This is a genomic window from Rhodococcus sp. USK10 (assembly GCF_019378875.1).
Classification (GTDB): domain Bacteria; phylum Actinomycetota; class Actinomycetes; order Mycobacteriales; family Mycobacteriaceae; genus Rhodococcus_F; species Rhodococcus_F pseudokoreensis.
Genome location: NZ_CP076048.1, coordinates 6,537,366 through 6,558,240, shown reverse-complemented (window position 1 = coordinate 6,558,240; position 20,875 = coordinate 6,537,366). Strand labels below are relative to the sequence as shown.

The window sequence follows — 20,875 nt, the reverse complement described above, 5'->3', positions numbered from 1 at the left end:
AGATGATCGTTCAGTTCCACGACGCCGTCGGCTCGCCCACGTATCCCCCTCTACGTGGGCGGGCCGGCGGCGTGTTCGCTCAGTTGACCCGGTTCACGCTGGTGGGCAGCGCGAGCAATGTGCTCTACGCTCTCGCGTTCTTCACCCTCGACGTGTACGGGTCGTTCGTCGCCAACCTGGTCGGCGTGGTGACCAGTTCGATGTTGGCCAACGAACTCCACCGGCGGCTCACCTTCCGGGCCGCCGACCGCGTCCGCTGGTTCGTCGCGCAGTGGGAGGGCGGGACCCTCGCCCTGATCGGGCTGGGCGTCAGCTCCCTCGCGCTCGCCCTCCTGCACACGCTCTTCCCCGGCGCCGACGGCCTCGCGCAGGTCGCGCTCGTCATCGCCGTCAGCGCCGTCGTCGGCGGGCTGAGATTCCTCGCCCTCCGCGGCTGGGTTTTTGCCTCCGGCCTGTGAGTACTTGTTAACCGCCCGTGGTTAATAAGTACTCACGGCTGGGGGTCAGGACCCGAAGATCGAGGTCGTGGGTCGGTGCCACGGACCGGTGATCGCCAGCGTCAGCCCCGGCGACTGGATGTTCGCGAACAGGATCCTGCCGTCGGCGCTGAATGCCGGACCGCAGAATTCGCTGTCGTTCAACTCGTTCCGGGCCATCGCGAACGGCTCTCCCTCCGCCGTGACGCCGACGAGGTGGCTGATACCTTCGCCGTCCTCCGCGAGAATCACGCCGCCGTACGGCGAGACCGTGATGTTGTCGGGCCCGTCGTAGTTGCCGGTGTCCACGGCGGGATCGGGGTTGACACCGAACAGGGTCTTCAGCGTGACCGTCTGCTTGGCCGGGTCGAAGAACCACACCTGGCCGTCGTGCTCGGCGACGCTGCCGTCGCTGGTCCGTGCGTAGCTCGCGACGAAGTAGGCGCCGCCGTCGCCCCACCACTGCCCCTCCAGCTTGCGACTCCGGGTTACGGCGTCGTTCCCGAACTGCTTGCGCACCGACGTGCTCGTGGCGTCACGGTCCGGCACCCCGACCCACTGCACGGAGTACACGGTGCCCGGCTCGGTGGCCTGCGACAGGTCGGGGACGTGGGTTCCGCCCTGGAAGCAGGCCATCGCCTGGAGTGCGCCCGCGGTGTCGCCGCCCGGAGATTCGGCGAGTTCGCGCAACGCGTTCGGTCCGCCGCGGAATCCTTGCGGCGGCGTCCACCGGTAGTACAGCCCGTTCGGCCCGGACGCATCCTCTGTGAGGTAGATGGTGCTCGACGCCGGATCCACCGCCACCGCCTCGTGCGCGTAGCGCCCCAGGAACTTCAGCGGCACAGGACTTTTGCCCCTGTTCGCGTCCTGGCTCGCCGGGTCCACCTCGAAGACGTAGCCGTGGTCGAGCAGGAACCCGCCCTCCCCCGCGCGCGCCTCCGTCTCCTCGCAGGTCAACCACGTCCCCCAGGGCGTGATGCCGCCGGCGCAGTTGTTCACGGTGCCCGCGACGCTGACGTACTGGCCCTGCCGTGCGCCGTCGGCACCGACCGCAGTCGTGGTGGTACCGCCGCGCGCCCCCGTGTCGTACGTCAGTCCGTCGAGAGCCGGCACGCCGAACGGTTCGTCGCTGCCGATCTCGTGGTTGGTGACGAGCGTGGAACCGCCGGGTCGCGCGAACACCCCGATCGCGTCGGGGTCGCTCGGCACCGGTACGCCACCGTCCAGCTGCGTCTCACCCGAGCGGGAGACGACGGTGTACGAAAAGCCCACCGGGAGAGAGAGAATGCGGTTCGGGTCCGGCACGAGCGGTCCGTAGCCGATCGCCTGTCCCGGTGCCGCGGACGCGAACGCCGGGCGGACGAGGGCGTCGACGCTTCCGGCGAGTGCCACACCGAGGCCGGTGAGCGCGGTGCGACCGAGGAATCCGCGGCGGTTGAGTGGTGCAGTGGACACTGTGTGAAACCTCCATGGTGACGAACCGGATCCTCAGGACGGTAGGTACCGCGGTGCCCGCCTTCGTGGACGCATCGTGACGGGCGGATGAACCAAGTGCGAACTTCGCCCGTGAGTACTTCTTAACCGCCCGCGGTTAACAAGTACTCACGGGCGGCGAAGCCGCACAACCGTTGACATGTGACTAAATGGTCACCTATTCTCGATGCATGGACGACGATCACGTCTTCAAGGCGCTGGCCGATCCGACCCGCCGCCTGATACTCGACCGATTGTTCGCCCAGGACGGTCAGACGCTCACCGAGCTCGAGTCGCAGGTCGAGATGACGCGATTCGGGGTCATGAAGCATCTGCGTGTGCTCGAAGACGCGGGACTCGTCGTCACGCGCCGCTCCGGCCGGGAGAAACTTCACTACCTCAATCCTGTGCCGATACAGCTGATCCACAACCGGTGGATCGACAAGTACACCGAGCGTCACACCTCGGCGCTCGCTCAGCTGAAATCCGAACTGGAGGAAGAGAAATGACTACCGCCGACGCAATCCAGATCTACGCCGTCTACATCAAGGCGACCCCGGAGGCCATCTGGGAGGCCATCACGAAGCCCGAGTGGTCGCAGCAGTACGGGTACGGCGGCCTCGTCGACTACGACCTCCGCGCGGGCGGGACGTTCCGCACGCGTGCGGACGACGCGATGAAGGAATACCCCGGCGTTCCGGACGTGATCGTCGACGGCGAGGTGATCGAATCCGATCCGCCGAAGAAACTGGTCCAGACGTGGCGGATGCTGATGGACGCCGACAACGTGGAGGGGTTCACCACGCTGACCTACGAGATCGTGCAGTCGAGCAGGCCCGGAGTCGCGAAACTGACTGTCACACACGACCTCACCAATGCGCCGGGCCTGGCGGAGATGGTCGCGGGCAGGCACGAACCCGAGGGCGCGGGCGGCGGCTGGAACGAGGTGCTGAGCGGAATGAAGACACTGCTCGAGACGGGTCAGCCGATGGTGAACTGGGGCTGAACACCGGGTCGGCGGGCGCGAGGGCCCGACATCTGTCGGACGGCCGCAGTAAGCTCCAACCATGACGGCTGCGCAGTCGCTCGACGGGGAATTCCTCGCACTCGCCGACCCTTACCGGCGCGAGTTGCTCGCCCATTGTTATCGCATGATGGGCTCACTTCACGATGCCGAAGACCAGATGCAGGAGACGTTCATCCGGGCCTGGCGCGGCTACGAGGGCTACCAGCAGCAGGCGTCGCTGCGGACGTGGCTGTACAAGATCGCCACCAACACCTGCCTGACGGCGTTGCAGAACAGATCGAAGCGTCCGCTGCCGAGCGGTCTGGGCGCTCCCGACTCCGACCCGACCGCCGAACTCGTCGAACGGCACGAGGTGCCGTGGCTCGGGCCGCTCCCCAACCGTCTCATCGACGACGACGCGAGCGATCCCGCCACCGTCGTGACGTCGCGCGAGTCGGTGCGGTTGGCGTTCATCGCCGCCCTTCAGCATCTTCCTGCACGTCAGCGCGCTGTTCTCGTCCTCCGCGACGTGTTGCAGTGGAAGGCGTCGGAGGTCGCGACGGCCCTTGGCACCACCACGACGGCGGTCAACAGCCTGCTGCAGCGTGCCCGGACGCAACTCGAACTGGCCACACCGTCGGCGGACACGCTCGTCGAACCGGAGTCTCCCGAGGAACGCGAACTGCTCGACCGGTACGTGGCCGCGTTCGAGAACTACGACATCGACGGGATCGTCGAACTGTTCACCAAGGACGCCGTCTGGGAGATGCCGCCGTTCGAGGGGTGGTACCGCGGCGGGACCGCGATCGGCACCCTGGTCAGCGAGAAGTGCCCGGCCAAGGCTCGAGGCGACATGCGACTGGTGCCGACGGTGGCCAACGGACAGCCGGCGCTCGGCCTGTACATGCGCGGGGAGGACGGGGTCCATCGTCCGTTTCAGCTGCACGTCCTCGACGTGACGGCCGACGGGGTCTCCCACGTCGTCTGCTTCTTCGACATCGATCTGTTCGAGAAGTTCGGACTGCCGGAGACCCCGCCCGCCTGATCCCTACGCCGGCACGGCGGCCGGATCCATCCACATGACCTCCCAGACGTGGCCGTCCAGGTCACGGAACGCGCGACCGTACATGAAGCCTTCGTCCTGGAGCTTGCCCCACGCCGACCCACCTGAGGCAATGGCCTTGTCGACCAGGCTGTCGACCTCCTCGCGGCTGTCGGCCGAGATACACAGCAGCGCCTCGACGGCCTTCGAGGTGTCGCAGATGCCGCCTTCGATGAAGTCCTTGAACCGAGACTCTACGAGGAGCATCACGGACGTGGACTCGTTGATCACCATGGCGGTGCAGGAATCGTCGCTGAACGTGGCGTTGAACTCGAATCCGAGTCCGCCGAAGAACTGCTTGGTCGCGTCGAGGTTCTTGATCGGCAGGTTCACGAAGAGCATCCGGGACATGTGATTCTCCTTCTCGGGTTCCGCCCAGTGCGGAAGTCATCGATACAGACCACGGCGGTGCGCGAAACTCATCGGCGCCCGCGCGCCCGATTCTGTCAGCTCTCGGCGAGGTCGAGGAACGAACCGATCATGTTCCGTCCGGCCGCCGCGGGTCGGACTACCGAACGAGGCCGCGAGAAGTTGCGCGCCGAGGCAGATCCCGAGCATCGGGAGACCGGCGTCCACAATTTTTTTGATGAAGTTTCGCTCTCGCGGAAGTTGCGGGCGGGTAACGTCGTCGAGCGCGCCCATCGGACCGCCCATCACCACGAGGCCGCCGATGTCGTGGAGGGCCGGGAGTTCCGACGCTCGGTACGTGGGGTACTCGATAAATCGAATTCCCCGCTCTGCCAGCAGAGTTCCGACGAGGGCCGGCCCTTCGAACGGCACATGTTCAACAATTGCCCATGGCTTGGTCATGCCACAATTCTTACCAAGTAGGGACTTTCGGCCCTAGGCAGCTTTGCCACCGACGAATTCCGCACTGAGTGCACAAAATTGGGATGTTCACACGGAGTTCATGTTCGGTGTCGATCACCCGAATGACACCCGCCAAACTGGACGCTTGTCTAGTGGCATGGCTCACCCGAAACCTGTAGAAATACGACGTCACGCTTTCGTGACCCGTCCCATATCAATTAGTTATCCGGTGGTGGTCCCTGACAAACGGAACGTCACCATCTCCCGTTTACCTCAGACCACAGACGAGCCCTCCTGCGATCCGGGAAGTCGTCTACGGGATGGAAAGGGCAATAGATGCCGCTCCCCATGTCCCCCCTCGACTCGATGTTCCTTCTCGGCGAGTCCCGAGAGCACCCGATGCATGTCGGCGGCGTGGAGATCTTCCAGCTCCCCGACGGCGCCGACACGTACGACATGCGCGCGATGCTCGACCGCGCGCTCGCCGAGGGCGACGGAATCGTCACCCCCCGGCTCGCCAAGCGGGCCCGCCGATCCTTCTCCTCGCTCGGCCAGTGGAGCTGGGAGACCGTCGACGACATCGACCTCGGTCACCACATCCGGCACGACGCACTGCCCGCCCCCGGCGGCGAGGCCGAGCTGATGGCCCTGTGCTCACGGCTGCACGGATCGCTGCTCGACCGCAGCCGCCCGTTGTGGGAGATGCACCTGATCGAGGGATTGAGCGACGGACGGTTCGCGGTCTACACCAAGATCCACCACGCGGTCGCCGACGGCGTCACCGCCATGAAGATGCTGCGCAACGCGCTCAGCGAGAACTCGGACGACCGGGACGTGCCCGCCCCGTGGCAGCCGCGCGGCCCGCGCCCGCAGCGGACGCCGTCGAAGGGCTTCAGCCTGTCGGGCCTCGCCGGTTCCACCATCCGCACCGCCCGTGAGACGGTCGGTGAGGTCGCCGGCCTCGTGCCCGCGCTCGCCGGCACCGTGTCCCGCGCCTTCCGTGACCAGGGTGGCCCGCTCGCCCTGTCCGCGCCGAAGACCCCGTTCAACGTCCCGATCACCGGCGCCCGCCAGTTCGCGGCGCAGTCGTGGCCGCTCGAACGTCTCCGCCTCGTCGCCAAGCTGTCCGACAGCACCATCAACGACGTCGTGCTCGCGATGTCCTCGGGAGCGCTCCGCAGCTACCTCGAGGATCAGAACGCCCTGCCCGCCGAGCCGTTGATCGCGATGGTGCCGGTGTCGCTGAAGAGTCAGCGCGAGGCGGCGACCGGCAACAACATCGGGGTGCTCATGTGCAACCTCGGCACCCACCTGTGCGAACCGGCGGACCGGCTCGAGACCATCCGGACCTCCATGCGCGAGGGCAAGGAAGCCTACGGCTCGATGACCGCCACGCAGATCCTCGCGATGAGCGCGCTCGGGGCGGCACCGATCGGCGCGAGCATGCTGTTCGGGCACAACTCGCGGGTGCGCCCGCCGTTCAACCTGATCATCTCCAACGTTCCGGGCCCCAGCTCACCGCTGTACTGGAACGGTGCGCGGCTCGACGCCATCTACCCGCTGTCGGTGCCCGTCGACGGCCAGGGCCTGAACATCACGTGCACCAGCAACGACGACATCATCTCGTTCGGTGTCACCGGCTGCCGCAGCGCCGTGCCGGACCTGAAGTCGATCCCGGCCCGGCTCGGACACGAACTGCGCGCACTGGAGCGTGCCGTCGGGATCTGACGTCAGGGGGTCTTCCGGTCGCTGTGCCCGAGATCGCGGTCGGGCGCTACCCGGTCGCGGACCAGCTGCTTGAGTACGGTGATGTCGGGGAAGCCGCCCTGCTCTTTGCGGTCCCAGATCAGGTCGTCGTCGACGGTGATGCGGAAGATCCCTCCGGTGCCGGGGACGAGTGCGACCTCGCCGAGTTCCTGCCCGAACGTGCCGAGTAGTTCCTGCGCCATCCACGCTGCACGCAACAACCATTGGCACTGAGTGCAGTAGGTGATCGCGACCCGGCCGTCTGCGCTGCTCGTCGTCATCGTGCCAGGTTAACCGAACACGCTCCCCCGCTTGCTGTTCGAGTTGCACGCGCGACACCTGTTCGTCATGCGGGCGTCAGCATGGTGGGGCAGACTGTCGATCGCCATGCTGTGCCCCCTCGACGAAAGGAAGCCGCCATGCCCACCGCGCTCGAAGAATCGCGTCGCCACGCCCTCGACCTGACCAACGAGAAGATCCAGGCCGTCAAGGACTTCTTCACCAACATCTTCCGTCTCGACACCACGCACCGCACCGAGGCGTGAACGGCCGGGGAGGCCTTCGCCGCGAAGGCCTCCCCGCGTTCACCGGATCGTCCCGAAGAACTCCACGATCTCCGCGGCCCGGAAGTGGTCTTCCGACACGTGCGGGCCGCTCACCTCGACGAATTCGACGGAGTCCGAGCCGCGGCGGATCATCTCGACCCACGGCCCCGTGACGCCGGCGATGTTCGCGACCTCGTCCTCCCGCGACGCGTACACCCGAATGGGTACTCCCACATAATCTCCCGGCCGGTGCCGGACGGCGTCCCAGTTCTCGGTCTTCGGTTCGAGGTCGTGCCCGTCCGCGGACAGGTCGAACGCGTCCCGCACGGTGTCGCGTCCGTGCTCGCCTCGTTCCCACACCGCGCGCAGCGACAGGGACGGGGCGATGAACACCGCACCGTCCCACGGCACCTCACGCAGGCGCACGGCGTTGGCGGCGGCGTGACCGCCCATCGACTCGCCGATCAGGAACCGCCGCGTCACCGGCCACCGCCGGGACACCCACTCGTCCAGCGCGACCACCGCGTCCTGCGCCGACCGGTTTCCCCACCGGTCGCCGTACAGGTACGGGCTCGCGACCACGTAGCCGGCGTCGAGCAGACCGTCCCGCATCCCGGCGCGGTCGTCGATCGACCTCTCGTCCCCCGTCCGCCCGTGCAGGTAGTACGCGACCGCCGACGGCGTCGCCCCGCGCGGCACCGCGATCAGCGCACGATCGCCGGACCGCGGGACCGTCACCGCGTGCTCGTCGTACCCGGTGTGGTGTGCCGTGCGCCGCGTCACCGGTTCGACGGCGCCGGCACGAATTGTCACACCGCCACGCTAACAAGCGACGACGCGACGCGCGCGCTCCTATACTTCGTAGCGTTGAGCCCTAGTTGTGAGGGGGATCGATGACCGGATTCCTGCTACGACGTGCGCTCAACTACGTGGTGCTGTTGCTGCTGGCGTCGTTCCTGACGTTCAGCCTCACCTCGCTCACCTTCCGCCCACTCGACAGCCTGGAACAGCGCAACCCCCGGCCGCCGCAATCGGTGATCGACGCGAAGGCCGCCGAACTGCACCTGGACGACCCGATCCCAGTGCGGTACGTGAACTGGCTGGGCGGTGTGGTGCACGGCGACTTCGGCACCACCATCACGGGTCAGCCGGTGTCGGACGAGTTGGGCCGCCGGATCCTGGTGAGCATGCGATTGCTGATCCTCGGTTCCGTCATCGGGGCGGTGCTGGGGGTGCTGATCGGCGCTGCGGGTGCGATCCGGCAGTACAAGTTCAGCGACTACTTCAGCACCGTCGTGTCGCTGCTGATTCTCAGTGCGCCCGTGTTCCTCGTGGCGACCCTGCTGAAATACGGTGCTCTCCAGATCAACTCGGCCACCGGCAACCAGATCTTCCTGTACACGGGGGAATCCTCGGCCAGCACGATCACCGGGTTCTGGCCGCAGTTCGTCGACCGGGTGCAGCATCTCGCGCTGCCGACCATCGCGCTGGCGCTGGGCAGCATCGCCGGCTACAGCCGGTATCAACGCAACGCGATGCTCGACGTTCTGGGCAGCGACTTCATCCGGACCGCGCGGGCGAAGGGGCTGACCCGGCGGGCGGCGCTGCTCAAGCACGGACTGCGGACGGCGCTGATCCCAATGGCGACCCTGTTCGCGTACGGGTTCGGGGCGCTGGTCGTCGGGGCCACGTTCACCGAGAAGATCTTCGGCTGGCACGGCATCGGCGAGTGGATCGTGATCGGTATCGACAATCAGGACACCAACATCGTCGTCGCGATCACGTCGTTCACCGGGTTGATCGTGCTGTTGTCGGGGCTGCTCTCGGACGTGGTGTACGCGGCGCTGGACCCGAGGGTGCGTGTCGGGTGACCGAGATCCAGATCGCGTCCACCGACGCGGCGGTGTCGGCAGTCGGTCGCCGGACCCTGCTGTTCCGGCGGTTTCTCCGGAACAAACCCGCCATCGCCGGGGTGTGCGTCCTGCTGTTGCTGTTCGTCGCCAGTTTCGTCGGACCGTACCTGCTCCCCTACGACTATCAGCAACTCGACTACACGGCGCTGCTGCAACCGCCGAGCGCCGAACATCCGTTCGGCACCAACCAGATCGGGCAGGACGTGCTCGCGCAGACGCTGCGCGGGCTGCAGAAGTCGCTGATCATCGGCATCTGCGTCGCGCTGTTCTCCACCGCCATCGCCGCCCTCGTCGGTGCGCTGGCCGGGTATGTCGGCGGCTGGCCGGATCGGGTGATCATGTGGCTGGTCGATCTGCTGCTCGTCGTTCCCAGCTTCATCATCATCGCCGTGTTCACTCCCCGGCTGAAGTCGTCGAGTTCGATCGTCCTGCTGATCCTGCTGCTGGCGGTGTTCGGCTGGATGATCACCGCCCGGATGGTCCGCGGGATGACGCTGAGCCTGCGCGAGCGGGAATTCGTGCAGGCCGCCCGGTACATGGGGGCACCGACGCACAAGATCATCACCAGTCACATCGTCCCGAACATCGCGTCGATCCTGATCATCGACGCGACCCTGAACGTCGGCGCCGCGATCCTCGCCGAGACCGGGCTCAGCTTCCTCGGGTTCGGCGTGCAGAAACCGGACATCTCACTCGGGTCGCTGATCGCCGATGGCACCGAATCCGCCCTCACCTACCCGTGGCTGTTCATGTTCGCGGGCGGACTGCTGGTGATCACCGTGCTGTCGGCGAACCTGGTGGGCGACGGTCTCCGCGACGCGGTCGACCCCACCTCCAAGCGGGCCCGGTCCCGCAAGAAAAGGAAAAAGGCGAAGCGGTGACCGGGCAACCGCTGCTCGACATCGAGAACCTGCGGGTCAGCTTTCCCAGCGAGGAGGGCCGGATCGAGGCGGTCCGCGACATCAGCTATACCGTCTCCGACGGCGAGGTGCTCGCCATCGTCGGTGAGTCGGGTTCGGGCAAGTCAGTGGCGTCCCTCGCGGTGATGGGTCTGCTGCCCGAGCACGCGCGCGTCACCGGATCCATCCGGTTGCAGGGCCGCGAGTTGCTGGGCATGGGTGACAAGGAACTGTCGGCGCTGCGTGGGAAGTCGGTCAGCATGGTGTTCCAGGACCCGCTGTCCGCGTTGACGCCGGTGTACCGGGTCGGCGACCAGATCGCCGAGGCGCTGCTCGTCCACGGCCGGGCGAGCGGCAAGAAGGACGCCGAGCAGCGCGCCGTCGACCTGCTCGATCTGGTCGGGATCCCCGATCCGGCGCTGCGCGCCAAGGCCTTTCCGCACGAGTTCTCCGGCGGCATGCGCCAGCGCGTGGTGATCGCCATCGCGATCGCGAACGATCCCGCGCTGATCATCTGCGACGAACCGACCACCGCCCTCGACGTGACCGTGCAGGCGCAGATCCTGAACCTGCTGCGCAAGGCGCGTGATCTCACCGGCGCCGGTGTCGTGATGATCACCCACGACATGGGCATCGCGGCGACCCTCGCCGACCGCGTGGTGGTGATGTACGCGGGCCGGGTGGTGGAGTCGGCGCCGGTGCGGGAACTGTTCGCCGAACCCCGAATGCCCTACACCGCAGGACTACTCGTGTCCGTCCCGCGGATGGACGCGCCGATCCGGAGCCGCCTGGTCTCGATCGCCGGCGCCCCGCCCGCGCTGCATTCGCTGCCGCCCGGTTGCACGTTCGCGCCGCGCTGCCCGCTCGCCGTGGACGCCTGCCTGCTCGCCGAACCGGAACTCGTCGCGACCGGGCCGGCCCACCGGGCGGCGTGCATCCGCGTCGACGAGAGCGGCACCCGCGACCTCTTCACGGCGTATCGGCGGGATCAGCCGGCCCCCGCCCCCACCACGAGGACACAACCCGAGCACCGGGTGGTGCTGCAGGTGACCGATCTGGTGAAGACGTATCCGATCACCAGCGGTCTGGTGTTCCGCCGCAAGCACGGCGAGATCCGGGCGGTCGACGGCATCACGTTCGACATCCGTGCGGGTCGCACACTGGCGTTGGTGGGCGAATCCGGCTCCGGCAAATCGACGACGTTGACGCAGGTCCTCGACCTGTCCGCGCCGGAATCCGGGTCGATCGAGGTGCTGGGTGCCGACGTCGCGGCGCTGAGCGCCCATCGCAGGCGCGCCCTCCGGCGGAAGATGGCCGTCGTCTTCCAGGATCCGACGGCGTCCCTGGACCCCCGGCTGCCGGTGTTCGACGTGCTCGCCGAGCCGCTGCGACTGGACGGGCGCGGGCGCGAGGAGATCGGCCGCCGGGTACCGGAACTGCTCGACCTGGTGGGGTTGCGACGCGAGCACGCCGACCGGTATCCGGCCGACTTCTCGGGCGGCCAGAAGCAGCGGATCAGCATCGCCCGGGCACTCGCCCTCGATCCGGAACTGCTGTTCCTGGACGAACCGGTGTCTTCGCTCGACGTCTCCATCCAGGCCGGGGTGCTCAACCTGCTGCGCGACCTGCAGGAGCAGCGGGGCATGTCGTACCTGTTCGTCTCCCACGACCTGTCGGTGGTCCGCAACATCGCGCACGACGTCGCGGTGATGTACCGGGGCAGGATCGTCGAGTCGGGGGCCGCGCAGACGATTTTCGAGGATCCGCAGCACGAGTACACCCGGGCACTGCTCGCGGCAATCCCCGTTCCGGATCCGACCGATTTGGCACACTAGGGTCAGCGAACTTCGAGGAAGGGCACATCCATGAGGATTCGTTCGGCGCGCACCCGCCTCGCGGTATCGTTCCTGGCCGTCGGCCTCGTTCTCGCCGGCTGCGGGGGTTCGGACACCGGCGGCTCCGGGACGGGGTCGGGGTCGCTCGGCACCACCAACGACATCAATCCGCACGACCCCAGCGAATTGCGCGACGGCGGAAACCTGCGGCTGGCGTTGTCGGGTTTCCCCCCGAATTTCAACACGCTGTCCAACGACGGCAACGACTCCGAGATCGGCGGCATGCTGAAGCCGATGATGCCCCGCGCGTTCGGCACCGACGCCGCGGGGGCCCTGTCGGTGAATCACGACTACTTCGTCGACGTCGCGCTCACCGGCACCGATCCCCAGCAGGTCACGTACACGATCGACCCGAAGGCGGTGTGGTCCGACGGCACCCCGATCACGTGGGAGGACATCCAGTCTCAGGCCGCGGCGCTCAGCGGGAAGAACAAGGAATTCCTGATCGCGAACACGTCCGGGTTCGAGCGGGTGGACCGGGTCGAGCGCGGCGTCGACGACCGTCAGGCGGTGATCACGTTCGCCGAGCCGTACGCCGAATGGCGGGGCCAGTTCGCGGGCAATTCGATGCTCTACCCGAAATCGGCCACCGCCACCCCCGAGGCGTTCAACACGAGCCTGCGCGACGGGATTACGGTGACGTCGGGACCGTTCCAGATCGCGTCGATCGACCGGGCGCAGAACCGGATCACGTTGGGCCGCAACCCCGCGTGGTGGGGTAACACCCCGAAACTCGACACCATCACGTACAGCGTGCTCGACGACTCCGCGCGCATTCCCGCGCTGCAGAACAACGAGATCGACGCGTCCGGGCTGGCCACGATCGACGAGGTGAAGACGGCGGAGGGATCGGACGGCATCGCGATCCGCCGGGCGCCGGGAACCCAGTTCTCGCACATCACGTTCAACGGCGCGGACGGATCGATCCTCGCCGATCCGGAATTGCGGGTGGCGCTGTCCAAGGGCATCGACCGGCAGGGCATCGCGACCGCGATCCAGAACGGTCTGGTCGACGACCCGAAGCCGCTGAACAACCACGTCTACCTCAGCGGTCAGCAGGGCTACCAGGACAACAGCGCGGCCGTCGCCTACGACCCCGAGGAGGCCGCACGGCGGCTCGACGAACTCGGCTGGAAACTCAACGGCGAGTTCCGGGAGAAGGACGGACGCAGGCTCGAGATCCGCGACGTGATGTACCAGTCGACCACCTGGGTCCAGATCGCGCAGATCGTCCAGCAGAACCTCGCGCAGATCGGCGCCAAACTGAACATCGACACCCGCGGCGGCACCGGGTTCTTCACCGACGTCATCCAGCCCGGCGACTTCGACCTCGCCCAATTCTCCTGGGTAGGTGATCCGTTCCCGCTCAGCGGCCTCCCGCAGATCTACGCGTACAACCCCGACGACCTGCAGGGCAATTACGGCCGGATCGGTTCGCCCGAACTGAACGCGCTGATCGAGCGGACCATCTCGGAACTCGACCCGCAGAAGGCGATCGAACTGGCCAACGAGGTCGACACCGAAGTGTTCGAGGAGGGGTTCTCGCTGCCGCTGATGCAGGCGCCGGGCAACGTCGCGGTGCGCGACAACCTGGCGAACTTCGGCGCCGCCGGTCTCGCGTCCTACGACTACACCAAGATCGGCTTCCTGAATTAGCGGGTTCGCGGCCGTGCGCTACCCGGTGGCCGTCGCCGTGGGTGCACTGCTGGTGTGCGGCGTGTTCGCCATGGTTGCCGACGCCGATCAGCTCAGCGCAGTGGTCGTCGTGGCGGCGGCGGTGCTCGGGGTCACCGGCTACACGTGGTTCGCAGCCACCCGGCCGACGTCGGGTCCGGGACGGCCGGCCACGGTGCACCGGGTTCGCCAGCAGCATCGGCTGACCAGCAGGTCCTGGATCGAGGTCCGCGAGGAACCGGGTTCACTGTGGATTCCGGTGTTCTTCGATCCCGCCCTGATCACCCTGCCGACCCCGACCGCGGCGACCGTGCACGACGCCGGCCGTCGCACCGTGGTGGCGTGGGAGGGCCGTCGCCTGCTCCCGGCCGGGCGGGCGCGTCGTTCGGAGCCGCCCGGCCGGTTGATCGACAACCCGTCGCGCCCGGATCCGGACGGTCCGGTGCGCGCCCGGGGCGCCGTCCGGCCCGCCCGCAGACTCCTTCTCGACGCCCAGTTCGCGGTGGCGGCGCCGTTCGCCGGGGCACTGTGGGTATACGTCGCGGGCGGCGGACTTCCCGCGTTCGCCGGCGCGACGTGCGTGGCCGCGGCCGTCGCCGTGTGGCTGGCGGCCATCCGGGGCTCCGACCCCAGCTGAGGCGGTCTACGACATCGTGACGCCCGAGCTGACGAAGCACGGCAGCAGCCCGGCGACCTCACTCAGCACCGGCCCGAATCCCACCGCTGCCGGTACCGGGTCGTTGACGAACGCGACACCCCGGAACCCGGTGGTGAGGTTCGTGAACTGGACGACGGCGCCGTTCCACTGCGCGAACGGCGCGGCGGTGGTGTACCGGATCCGGTCGGGTCCGACCCGTTCGGCATTGAACGTGAGCCACGCTCCGGGGGCGCACGTCGACATCGAGCCGGGGACGAAGGGCGCGGCGGAGGCGGCACCGGGCACCGCGAACGACAGTGCGCCCGCGACGGCGAGCACTGCCCCCAACCGACCCAGCACTTTTCGAGTAGACATCGGAATTCCTTTCGGGGCGCGCCAATCCGTCTCCCCGAGTACGGCGGAACCGCGTCACTGAGTGTGAATACCAGGTCCGAGAATTATATCTCCGCAGGTACCTCCGGCCGCTACGTCACCGATGTCCAATTCGAGGCGGTCCTCGTCGAACCGGACCACTCGAACAGTGCGCGTGCCGCCCGCCACCGTGGTCACCTCGAGCCGCCCGTCGTCGTCCGCGGGCACCCACGTTCCTTCCCGTGGTTCGTCGGCGTCGCCCCGGCCGATCGCCCAGTCGACGAACGATCCGTCCGGCCGGAATTCGATCCCGCCACGCCCTCTCGCCCGCGGGAAGTCGAATCCTGCGGGCCGGTACACGCGGACTCCGTCGTGATCCTCCTCGAAGGAATGCCGCCAGCGTCCCGCCGCGGCCGGTGCGACCAGCGCGGAGACGGCCGGACTCGCGGCCCGACCGGTCCACAACTGCTTCCGGACGCCGTCCAGGCACGCACCCATCCGGGCGCCCTGCCCCTTGGTGAACATCACCATCCCCGCGTCGTCCGTGTAGTCCATGTAATCCATGAACAAGTCGCCGTGGGGGCCGTTCCCACAACTGACGTGCGGGAATCGCGGCATCCCGACGTTCTGCCCGCCCTGATTGGGGGTGTCGGCGACCTCGTCGGAGCCCCGGCACCCGGTGCCGTCGTCGCCCCAGATGTGGAAGAGGTTGAGGTAGTGCCCGATCTCGTGGGTCGTGGTGCGCCCGAGGTCGAACGGGGCCCGCGCGGTGCCCGTCGTCCCGAACGCGGTGTACGTGATCACGACACCGTCGGTGGAGACGGGGCCGCCGGGGAACTGCGCGTAGCCGAGCAGACCACCGCCGAGCGCGCAGACCCAGATGTTGAGGTACCTCTGCGTCGGCCACGGATCGGCGCCGCCGGTCTCCGCGGACTTCACGCCGTCGTTCTGGTCGAACGAGTCGACTTCGGTTGCGGTGCGGGTGATTCCGTTCGCCGGCCGTCCGTCCGGGTCGGTGTCGGCGAGGAAGAATTCGATGCCGGCGTCGCCGATCAGGTGCTCGAACACGGGCGGAACGGTGTCGATGTCGTCGTTGGTGGCGCGGAAGTCCTTGTTGAGCACCGCGATCTGGCTGTCGATCTGCGCGTCGGAGATGTTCTGCGCCGCGGTCTTCGACACCACGTGCACGACCACCGGAATCCGTACGGGCCCGCGGGCGGCGATCGACTGCAACGGCTCCAGTTCGATGCTCTGGTTCTCGATCTCCGAGCGGGCGATGCGATACGACTCCGACTCGGTCAGCAGCCGGCGGTGCACGTCCATCGCCCCGCACGTGCGGCGGGTCGGCAGTTCGACCGCTGGTTCGTTGGTGCTCATGATGTCGGGTTCCCTTCCGGTTTCAGAGGATCAGGTCCTGGGGACGGATCAGTTCGCGGGGCAGGCTGCTCGCCTCGATCCGTTCGAGCGGGTCGGCCGCGATGTAGGGGTCCAGGCCCAGGCCGGTCAATCGGGCGATCCGCCGGACGGGTACCTGGAACGTTCGGTACGCACCGTAGGAGAACGCCTCCTCCCCCTCGGCGAACTCGTCGAGCAGGGCTGCCTGGCTGAGCAGGTATCCGGTGACCGAGAGGCTGCCGTCCGGCTTCACCATGGCCACCGTCTTCCAGAATTGCCGTGGCAGCGCCACACCGCGATACTTCGGGTCGTCCGGAGCGAGGACGGGCCCGGTCACGACGGTGACGGACAGATCGGCGTTGTCCGCGTTCTTCAGGACATAGTCCTCGAGTCCCAGCCACAACGTCTGCCCCGCATTGAAACTGTGGTGTTGCGGAGTGCAATTGGTGAAGTGGAACGTGTCGTCGTTCGCCGCCTTCGCCAGCGGGCCCCAGGCCGGGTCGAGACGCCGCACGAGGTGCCCCCGGTCGAGCGGATTGTCGCGGTACACGTCCTCCCCCGTCTGCTGATCGGCGGGAAGCCGGGGGTCGAGGATCCATCGGTCGCTGTCGCGCCGGAGGCTCTGCGACTGCCGCCCGTCGATGTTCACGGCGGTGAACAGCGCCAGCGCCCGCTCGCGGTGCATCACGACGCTGAAGTGGTGATACTTCAACTCCGGCGACGCCACCGCAGGCACCTCGGGCCGCGGCAGTGGTAGCGGCACCCGCAGGAAGTTCTCGTCGTACCCACCCCGGGTGCCGTAGTTCGGATCGATCGAGATCGCTTCCGGCGCGGCGGCCGGTGACTCGACGGATCCGAGGCGCACCGTGATCTCGAGGGGAACCCGGACGGTCACTTCCCGTTCGTGGTCGAGCACCGGGCGCACCACCTGTGCCGTCCGCTCGGCGCCGACAACCTCGTCGACGAGGTCCCGCGACTGCGGGGACAGGTTCTGCGCACGCACGTATTCGAGTATGCGGCTGATTCGCACCCCCTCGTTGAGGACTCCGCCGAACTCGGTGTGCTGCGGCGCCCGCACACTCGCGTGGTGCAGGGCGACCACCTCCCACTGGTCGTTGAACACCGGTGATCCCGAGGATCCGGGTTCGGTGTCGGCGGAGTAGTGCAGGAACCGTTCGGGAATGTCGACGATGCGGTTCTCCCGCAGCGCGATCTGTTTCTTCTCGCCGCGGGGATGCTGCACGATGGTCACGAACTCACCGATGACGGCCTTGCCCTCCGCCTGGATCAGCGGGCTGAAACCGAACTGCGCGAGTGTCCCGGGCTCGGCCCCGACCGCGACCAGCGCGAAATCGCGGTCCCGGTCGGCGAGGTAGAACCGTCCCGGATCCAGCGGAAACATCTGCACAGGACGCGGTTTGCCGTCGACGCCGTCCTGGTAGTCGAACTCGATCACGCTGCTGCGGGCGGTGTCGGCGTCCGGCAGCACGTGGTGGTTGGTGAGCAACAGGGCAGGTGAGACGAGGAAGCCGGTGCCGTAGCCCTGCAGGGTTCCCCGTGCGTCGCGGATGTTCACCCGTCCGATGGACCGGGCGGCGGCGACGCCGGCATCGAGGTAGCGGGCGCCGACGAAATCGGCTGTGCCCAGGATCTTCTCGAGAACCCTGGTGTCCGACTCCCCGTCACTCTCGCCGTAGTAGCGACCGAGCCGGTCCACCCGCTTCGCGATCCGTTCGGGCGTATCCGCCACGGCGACACCGCCGGGACCGTTGAGTGCGTCCACGTGCTCGCCACGCTGGGGTGCCCGTTCCCGTGCACGTAGTTCTGCCGCATCGTGTTGTCGTTGCCGTTCCGCCTCGAACGTTCCCGTGGGCGTATCGATGGTGGTCATGGCTCGGTCCTCACGTAGGCGGCGGCTCGGTGTGCTTGCCAGCCTTCTCGCCGCGGCCCGACCGGTCATGCGTAGCCGACTACTCGTTTCTCGGTCCGGCCGCGGCGCCTGCGGGTTCGTATTGTTCGACGCCGTTCCGGACGACCCGCCGAATGCGGGTGCCGTCGGCCACCAGGGCGTCGAGCAACGGAACCGCCAGTTCCGGGCGGATCGGGATTTCCGCGAGCAACTGCCCGAGTTCGAGTGCGTCCGATCCGAGCGCGCCGACGATGACCTCCCGCCGCGCGCTGTCCAGTGCCGCCTCGACGTCGAGTTGCTTCGCGGTGTCACCCCGCGCCGTCGGTATCGGTGTCGCCGTGTCGACCAGCAGCGCCCGGACGTCCCGCGCGGCCAGGTCGCGGTCGGTCGCCCACACCAGCATCGCCGCGACGGCCACATACAGCGCGGCGAAGGTCGTGCCCTCCATCTCCGGTCGGTCGACGAGTCGCTCGCACGTCGTCCCGGTGATCGTCCGCGGCGCGTAGACGTCGGGTTTGCCCGCGTCGGGGAAGTACGGGGTTTCGTGGGTGAGGGTGCCGTCGTCCTCGACGGCACCGACGGCGACCGCGTCCGCACTCCACGCGGGATACGCCGACTCGTCCGAGTGGTCACCCGAGACGATCACGAGTTTTCCGTCGCCGACCAGGCGCGCGATGACGGCGTTCTGCGCGTCCGACGGGACCGCGTTGCCGTAGTCGAACACCAGGATGTCCGCGTCGGCGCGGGCCGCGTCCTCCATCCACCGGCAGACGTCGCGCTCGGACGGGACGCCGTGCGCGAACGCCAGCTCCTGAGGCAGGAGTTCGGCCAGCGCCGATTCGCCCTGCCCCGTCTCGCCGGCCACCACCCGGCCCGGAACGTCGTGCCGGATGGCGCACTGCGTGACGGCCACCGCGATCTCCTCACGGCGCCCGGCGGTGAACGGGCCTGCCACCGCCAACCGCAGTGCGTGCCGCACCGGCGCCGCAGCGGCCGCCTCTGCCTCGGGTGCCCCGGAGCCGGCGCCGAAGAAGTCGGACCCATTCGTCACCGGCGGTGCCGGCTTCGCGGCGCCGACACCGAGTTGCCGGACGAGCAACGGCAGGTCCCGCGGTTCGAACGTGCCGTTCTGGGCGGCGAGATCCGCCAGTTGCTCCCACAGTTCCAGGTGCCGCACGTCGGTGTAGAGCCGGGAGAGGTCCTGCTCCGGGTAGCGCGTCAGCGTGGGCAGGTTGCGCCGGATCCATTGCCACACTTCGGGCCAGGACAGGGCGTCGAGGCGGATCGTGCGCACTTCGGCGGCGCGGAGCGAGTCGGTCAGTCCGGCGAGTTCCCCGGTGGTCGCCACGGCGAGCCGCGCGTCGCCACGACGTTGGGTCAGCAGAACCAGGGCGGCGAGGAGGTCCGGGGCGCCGGGGGCGTCGCCGACAAGCAGGTCTCCGTCGTCGACGACGATCGCCGTGGGGACTTCGGTGAGGTCGTCGAGTAGTCGCTCCCACCAGTCACCGGCGCTGAGCCTGCCCTGCCGGGCGGTGCGCACCCCGGCGTCGTCCAACAGCTCGGCGACGAGCCGGGACAGTTCGTGGAGCGGGTCGGGTTTCGCGAGCAGCCGTTTCGTGCTGACGAACAGGTGCGCGATCTGCGGTTCGAGCTCTTCGAGCACGCGGTCCAGGAGGGCGGTCTTTCCGGTGGAGGGCATCCCGACCACGTGCAGCAATCGGGCGGACGTCCGCCCGGACAGCACGTCCACTCCCTCCCGCAACTCCGCGAGGCGGGAGATGAAGCGGAGTTCGCCCTGGCGGATCCCGATCCGCCGCGAGATCCGGCGGGGCGACGGTTCCGGCCGGGCCTTCGCGTCCGGGTCGATGATCGCGCCGGGCTCGCTCCCACCGACGAACAGGCAGGGCACCGCCCAGTCGAGCAAAGGGTCGCCGCTGTTCTCGTCGCCGTTGATGGCGAGCCGCGCCAGCCGCAACGCCTCGGCGACGGGCTGGCCGGCGGTCAGTGCCTCGTAGAAGAAGCGTGTCAGCAGTCGCTCCGTCCGGAACGGCAGCACCGCCTGCATGCCGATCACCATCGGGCACGCATCACGCACGCAGATGTCGGCCGACGACAGCGGCCCCGGCCACGGGTCGTCGTCGGTGGCCCCGTCCGGCGCGCGGGCGGTCTCGCAGCCCGCGAACACCGCAAGCCGGAGGTCTGGCAGTTGCTGCAACAGCAGCGCGAACTCCTGGCTCGGCAGGAGCATCCCGCGCCCGTTGCGCCGCTCCACCTTCAGACCGTCCGGATTGGCGTGACCGAGATAGTGGAAGAGGTGAAAGCCTCGTCTCTGCATGCCCATTCGACTGCGGAGACGTTCGACGGACGGGCGGTCCTCGACCACCACCCGGAGCAGACCACGATCGACCAGGGGCCGCAGTTCCGCCAGCAGGCTGCGTTTCTCGGCATACAGGTCGAACGGGGCCTCGGAATCCTCGGGGCCCTCCCGCAGCGGACTCGACATCACCAGCAGGAGATTGAGCGGCGGCACGATCGGCGTCTGCCGGATCGGGTACGTGCGCGACCGTCCGGACCGCACCACGTGGACGTCGCGCGCCATGGCAAGGAACTGGTCGGGGCGTTGCGGATCCAGCAGCAACTCCCACGGCCAGGCGCACACTTCCTGTGGCGCAGCGAGGATCCGCACGAGCAGCTGAGTTCCCGCCCGCCCGGCGAGTCCCCGGCTCTGCTGCAGCAGCGTTTCGATCTCGGAGATCCCGAACACCAGATCCGTCAGCACTTTCCCGACGTCGAGCGCGTGGGCCGCGGCGTCGGTGCGCGCGTGCCGGACGGTGTCGGTCAGCCATCCGGACGGCGCGTCGATCGTCTTTCCCGTGACGTCGTTCGGCAGTTTCCATTCCGGGATCTCTCGCCGCACCGCGAACACCGAGCCCATCCAGGACTGTGCCGACAGCCAGACGTGGTCGCCCGCCCGGAGAACGCTGATCTCCAGTTCCTCGAAACCGGTTGCGGGTCTCATGTTT

At 67.9% G+C, this 20,875-nt stretch carries 20 protein-coding genes; 11 read left to right on the top strand and 9 right to left on the bottom strand.

The annotated features are described in order from the left end of the window. Positions 1 to 2 precede the first annotated feature (2 nt). Positions 3 to 458 (top strand): GtrA family protein, encoded by a 456-nt coding sequence (locus tag I1A62_RS37160; RefSeq protein ID WP_219457242.1) that lies wholly within the window; start codon positions 3 to 5, stop codon positions 456 to 458. Positions 459 to 503: 45 nt separating this feature from the next. Here I1A62_RS37160 and I1A62_RS37155 read toward each other — a convergent pair whose 3' ends face one another. Continuing rightward, a complete protein-coding gene (locus tag I1A62_RS37155) occupies positions 504 to 1,931 on the bottom strand; it encodes an alkaline phosphatase PhoX (RefSeq protein ID WP_219457240.1) in 1,428 nt (475 codons plus the stop codon). 209 nt (positions 1,932 to 2,140) lie between these two features. On the opposite strand from I1A62_RS37155, the gene I1A62_RS37150 reads away from it, so the two are divergent. The 3 genes from I1A62_RS37150 (at position 2,141) to I1A62_RS37140 (ending at position 4,000) form a co-directional block, all read left to right on the top strand. Next, positions 2,141 to 2,458: a helix-turn-helix transcriptional regulator gene (locus tag I1A62_RS37150; RefSeq protein ID WP_087559690.1), complete on the top strand. Its 318-nt coding sequence runs from the start codon at positions 2,141 to 2,143 to the stop codon at positions 2,456 to 2,458. Beyond that, a complete protein-coding gene (locus I1A62_RS37145) occupies positions 2,455 to 2,955 on the top strand; it encodes an SRPBCC family protein (protein WP_124390441.1) in 501 nt (166 codons plus the stop codon). The genes I1A62_RS37150 and I1A62_RS37145 overlap by 4 nt, the downstream gene beginning before the upstream one ends. Before the next feature lie 61 nt (positions 2,956 to 3,016). Next, a complete protein-coding gene (locus tag I1A62_RS37140) occupies positions 3,017 to 4,000 on the top strand; it encodes a sigma-70 family RNA polymerase sigma factor (RefSeq protein ID WP_219457238.1) in 984 nt (327 codons plus the stop codon). Between the two features lie 3 nt (positions 4,001 to 4,003). Here I1A62_RS37140 and I1A62_RS37135 read toward each other — a convergent pair whose 3' ends face one another. Further along, positions 4,004 to 4,408 carry a VOC family protein gene (locus tag I1A62_RS37135; RefSeq protein ID WP_124390439.1) on the bottom strand — a complete coding sequence of 135 codons (405 nt, stop codon included), beginning with the start codon at positions 4,406 to 4,408 and terminating at the stop codon, positions 4,004 to 4,006. 36 nt (positions 4,409 to 4,444) lie between these two features. Beyond that, a complete protein-coding gene (locus tag I1A62_RS46695) occupies positions 4,445 to 4,699 on the bottom strand; it encodes a gamma-glutamyl-gamma-aminobutyrate hydrolase family protein (RefSeq protein WP_257890988.1) in 255 nt (84 codons plus the stop codon). A gap of 504 nt (positions 4,700 to 5,203) precedes the next feature. Here I1A62_RS46695 and I1A62_RS37125 point away from each other — a divergent pair. Further along, a complete protein-coding gene (locus tag I1A62_RS37125) occupies positions 5,204 to 6,595 on the top strand; it encodes a wax ester/triacylglycerol synthase family O-acyltransferase (RefSeq protein ID WP_219457237.1) in 1,392 nt (463 codons plus the stop codon). 2 nt (positions 6,596 to 6,597) lie between these two features. On the opposite strand, the gene I1A62_RS37120 is transcribed toward I1A62_RS37125, so the two are convergent. Then, a complete protein-coding gene (locus I1A62_RS37120; protein WP_072937524.1) occupies positions 6,598 to 6,894 on the bottom strand; it encodes a SelT/SelW/SelH family protein in 297 nt (98 codons plus the stop codon). Positions 6,895 to 7,032: 138 nt separating this feature from the next. On the opposite strand from I1A62_RS37120, the gene I1A62_RS46690 reads away from it, so the two are divergent. Next, positions 7,033 to 7,158 (top strand): hypothetical protein, encoded by a 126-nt coding sequence (locus tag I1A62_RS46690; RefSeq protein ID WP_256974091.1) that lies wholly within the window; start codon positions 7,033 to 7,035, stop codon positions 7,156 to 7,158. Positions 7,159 to 7,197: 39 nt separating this feature from the next. Here I1A62_RS46690 and I1A62_RS37115 read toward each other — a convergent pair whose 3' ends face one another. Further along, positions 7,198 to 7,971, bottom strand: a complete 774-nt coding sequence (locus I1A62_RS37115; RefSeq protein WP_219457235.1) for a S9 family peptidase — start codon at positions 7,969 to 7,971, stop codon at positions 7,198 to 7,200. An 80-nt stretch (positions 7,972 to 8,051) separates the two neighbouring features. Here I1A62_RS37115 and I1A62_RS37110 point away from each other — a divergent pair, with 80 nt between their 5' ends. Genes I1A62_RS37110 through I1A62_RS37090 form a run of 5 tightly spaced genes read left to right on the top strand, consistent with a single transcriptional unit; the run spans position 8,052 to position 14,176 of the window. Next, positions 8,052 to 9,029 carry an ABC transporter permease gene (locus I1A62_RS37110; protein WP_219457233.1) on the top strand — a complete coding sequence of 326 codons (978 nt, stop codon included), beginning with the start codon at positions 8,052 to 8,054 and terminating at the stop codon, positions 9,027 to 9,029. Then, the gene (locus I1A62_RS37105; RefSeq protein WP_219457232.1) at positions 9,026 to 9,952 is read left to right on the top strand and encodes an ABC transporter permease; all 927 of its coding nucleotides are present in this window, start codon (positions 9,026 to 9,028) and stop codon (positions 9,950 to 9,952) included. Before I1A62_RS37110 ends, I1A62_RS37105 begins: the two co-directional genes overlap by 4 nt. Continuing rightward, a complete protein-coding gene (locus tag I1A62_RS37100) occupies positions 9,949 to 11,805 on the top strand; it encodes an ABC transporter ATP-binding protein (protein ID WP_219457230.1) in 1,857 nt (618 codons plus the stop codon). The genes I1A62_RS37105 and I1A62_RS37100 overlap by 4 nt, the downstream gene beginning before the upstream one ends. Positions 11,806 to 11,835: 30 nt before the next feature. Further along, a complete protein-coding gene (locus tag I1A62_RS37095; RefSeq protein WP_219457228.1) occupies positions 11,836 to 13,521 on the top strand; it encodes an ABC transporter family substrate-binding protein in 1,686 nt (561 codons plus the stop codon). 49 nt (positions 13,522 to 13,570) lie between these two features. Next, entirely contained in the window at positions 13,571 to 14,176 is a 606-nt protein-coding gene (locus tag I1A62_RS37090) for a hypothetical protein (RefSeq protein WP_219461629.1), read from the top strand. Between the two features lie 6 nt (positions 14,177 to 14,182). On the opposite strand, the gene I1A62_RS37085 is transcribed toward I1A62_RS37090, so the two are convergent. From I1A62_RS37085 to I1A62_RS37070, 4 genes are all read right to left on the bottom strand, one after another. Beyond that, positions 14,183 to 14,551 (bottom strand): hypothetical protein, encoded by a 369-nt coding sequence (locus tag I1A62_RS37085; RefSeq protein WP_219457226.1) that lies wholly within the window; start codon positions 14,549 to 14,551, stop codon positions 14,183 to 14,185. Between the two features lie 54 nt (positions 14,552 to 14,605). Beyond that, positions 14,606 to 15,925: a zinc metalloprotease gene (locus I1A62_RS37080; RefSeq protein WP_219457224.1), complete on the bottom strand. Its 1,320-nt coding sequence runs from the start codon at positions 15,923 to 15,925 to the stop codon at positions 14,606 to 14,608. 22 nt (positions 15,926 to 15,947) lie between these two features. Further along, positions 15,948 to 17,834: a DNA/RNA non-specific endonuclease gene (locus I1A62_RS37075; protein ID WP_219457222.1), complete on the bottom strand. Its 1,887-nt coding sequence runs from the start codon at positions 17,832 to 17,834 to the stop codon at positions 15,948 to 15,950. 79 nt (positions 17,835 to 17,913) lie between these two features. Beyond that, positions 17,914 to 20,871 (bottom strand): CHAT domain-containing protein, encoded by a 2,958-nt coding sequence (locus I1A62_RS37070; protein WP_219457220.1) that lies wholly within the window; start codon positions 20,869 to 20,871, stop codon positions 17,914 to 17,916. Between the last annotated feature and the right edge of the window lie 4 nt (positions 20,872 to 20,875).

What these genes read in the sequence shown, in the direction of transcription:
- I1A62_RS37160 (WP_219457242.1), top strand. Translation starts at nt 3, where the DNA reads ATGATCGTTCAGTTCCACGACGCCGTCGGCTCGCCCACGTATCCCCCT.
- I1A62_RS37150 (WP_087559690.1), top strand. Translation starts at nt 2,141, where the DNA reads ATGGACGACGATCACGTCTTCAAGGCGCTGGCCGATCCGACCCGCCGC.
- I1A62_RS37145 (WP_124390441.1), top strand. Translation starts at nt 2,455, where the DNA reads ATGACTACCGCCGACGCAATCCAGATCTACGCCGTCTACATCAAGGCG.
- I1A62_RS37140 (WP_219457238.1), top strand. Translation starts at nt 3,017, where the DNA reads ATGACGGCTGCGCAGTCGCTCGACGGGGAATTCCTCGCACTCGCCGAC.
- I1A62_RS37135 (WP_124390439.1), bottom strand. Translation starts at nt 4,408, where the DNA reads ATGTCCCGGATGCTCTTCGTGAACCTGCCGATCAAGAACCTCGACGCG.
- I1A62_RS46695 (WP_257890988.1), bottom strand. Translation starts at nt 4,699, where the DNA reads ATGGGCGCGCTCGACGACGTTACCCGCCCGCAACTTCCGCGAGAGCGA.
- I1A62_RS37125 (WP_219457237.1), top strand. Translation starts at nt 5,204, where the DNA reads ATGCCGCTCCCCATGTCCCCCCTCGACTCGATGTTCCTTCTCGGCGAG.
- I1A62_RS37120 (WP_072937524.1), bottom strand. Translation starts at nt 6,894, where the DNA reads ATGACGACGAGCAGCGCAGACGGCCGGGTCGCGATCACCTACTGCACT.
- I1A62_RS46690 (WP_256974091.1), top strand. Translation starts at nt 7,033, where the DNA reads ATGCCCACCGCGCTCGAAGAATCGCGTCGCCACGCCCTCGACCTGACC.
- I1A62_RS37110 (WP_219457233.1), top strand. Translation starts at nt 8,052, where the DNA reads ATGACCGGATTCCTGCTACGACGTGCGCTCAACTACGTGGTGCTGTTG.
- I1A62_RS37095 (WP_219457228.1), top strand. Translation starts at nt 11,836, where the DNA reads ATGAGGATTCGTTCGGCGCGCACCCGCCTCGCGGTATCGTTCCTGGCC.
- I1A62_RS37085 (WP_219457226.1), bottom strand. Translation starts at nt 14,551, where the DNA reads ATGTCTACTCGAAAAGTGCTGGGTCGGTTGGGGGCAGTGCTCGCCGTC.
- I1A62_RS37080 (WP_219457224.1), bottom strand. Translation starts at nt 15,925, where the DNA reads ATGAGCACCAACGAACCAGCGGTCGAACTGCCGACCCGCCGCACGTGC.
- I1A62_RS37075 (WP_219457222.1), bottom strand. Translation starts at nt 17,834, where the DNA reads ATGACCACCATCGATACGCCCACGGGAACGTTCGAGGCGGAACGGCAA.
- I1A62_RS37070 (WP_219457220.1), bottom strand. Translation starts at nt 20,871, where the DNA reads ATGAGACCCGCAACCGGTTTCGAGGAACTGGAGATCAGCGTTCTCCGG.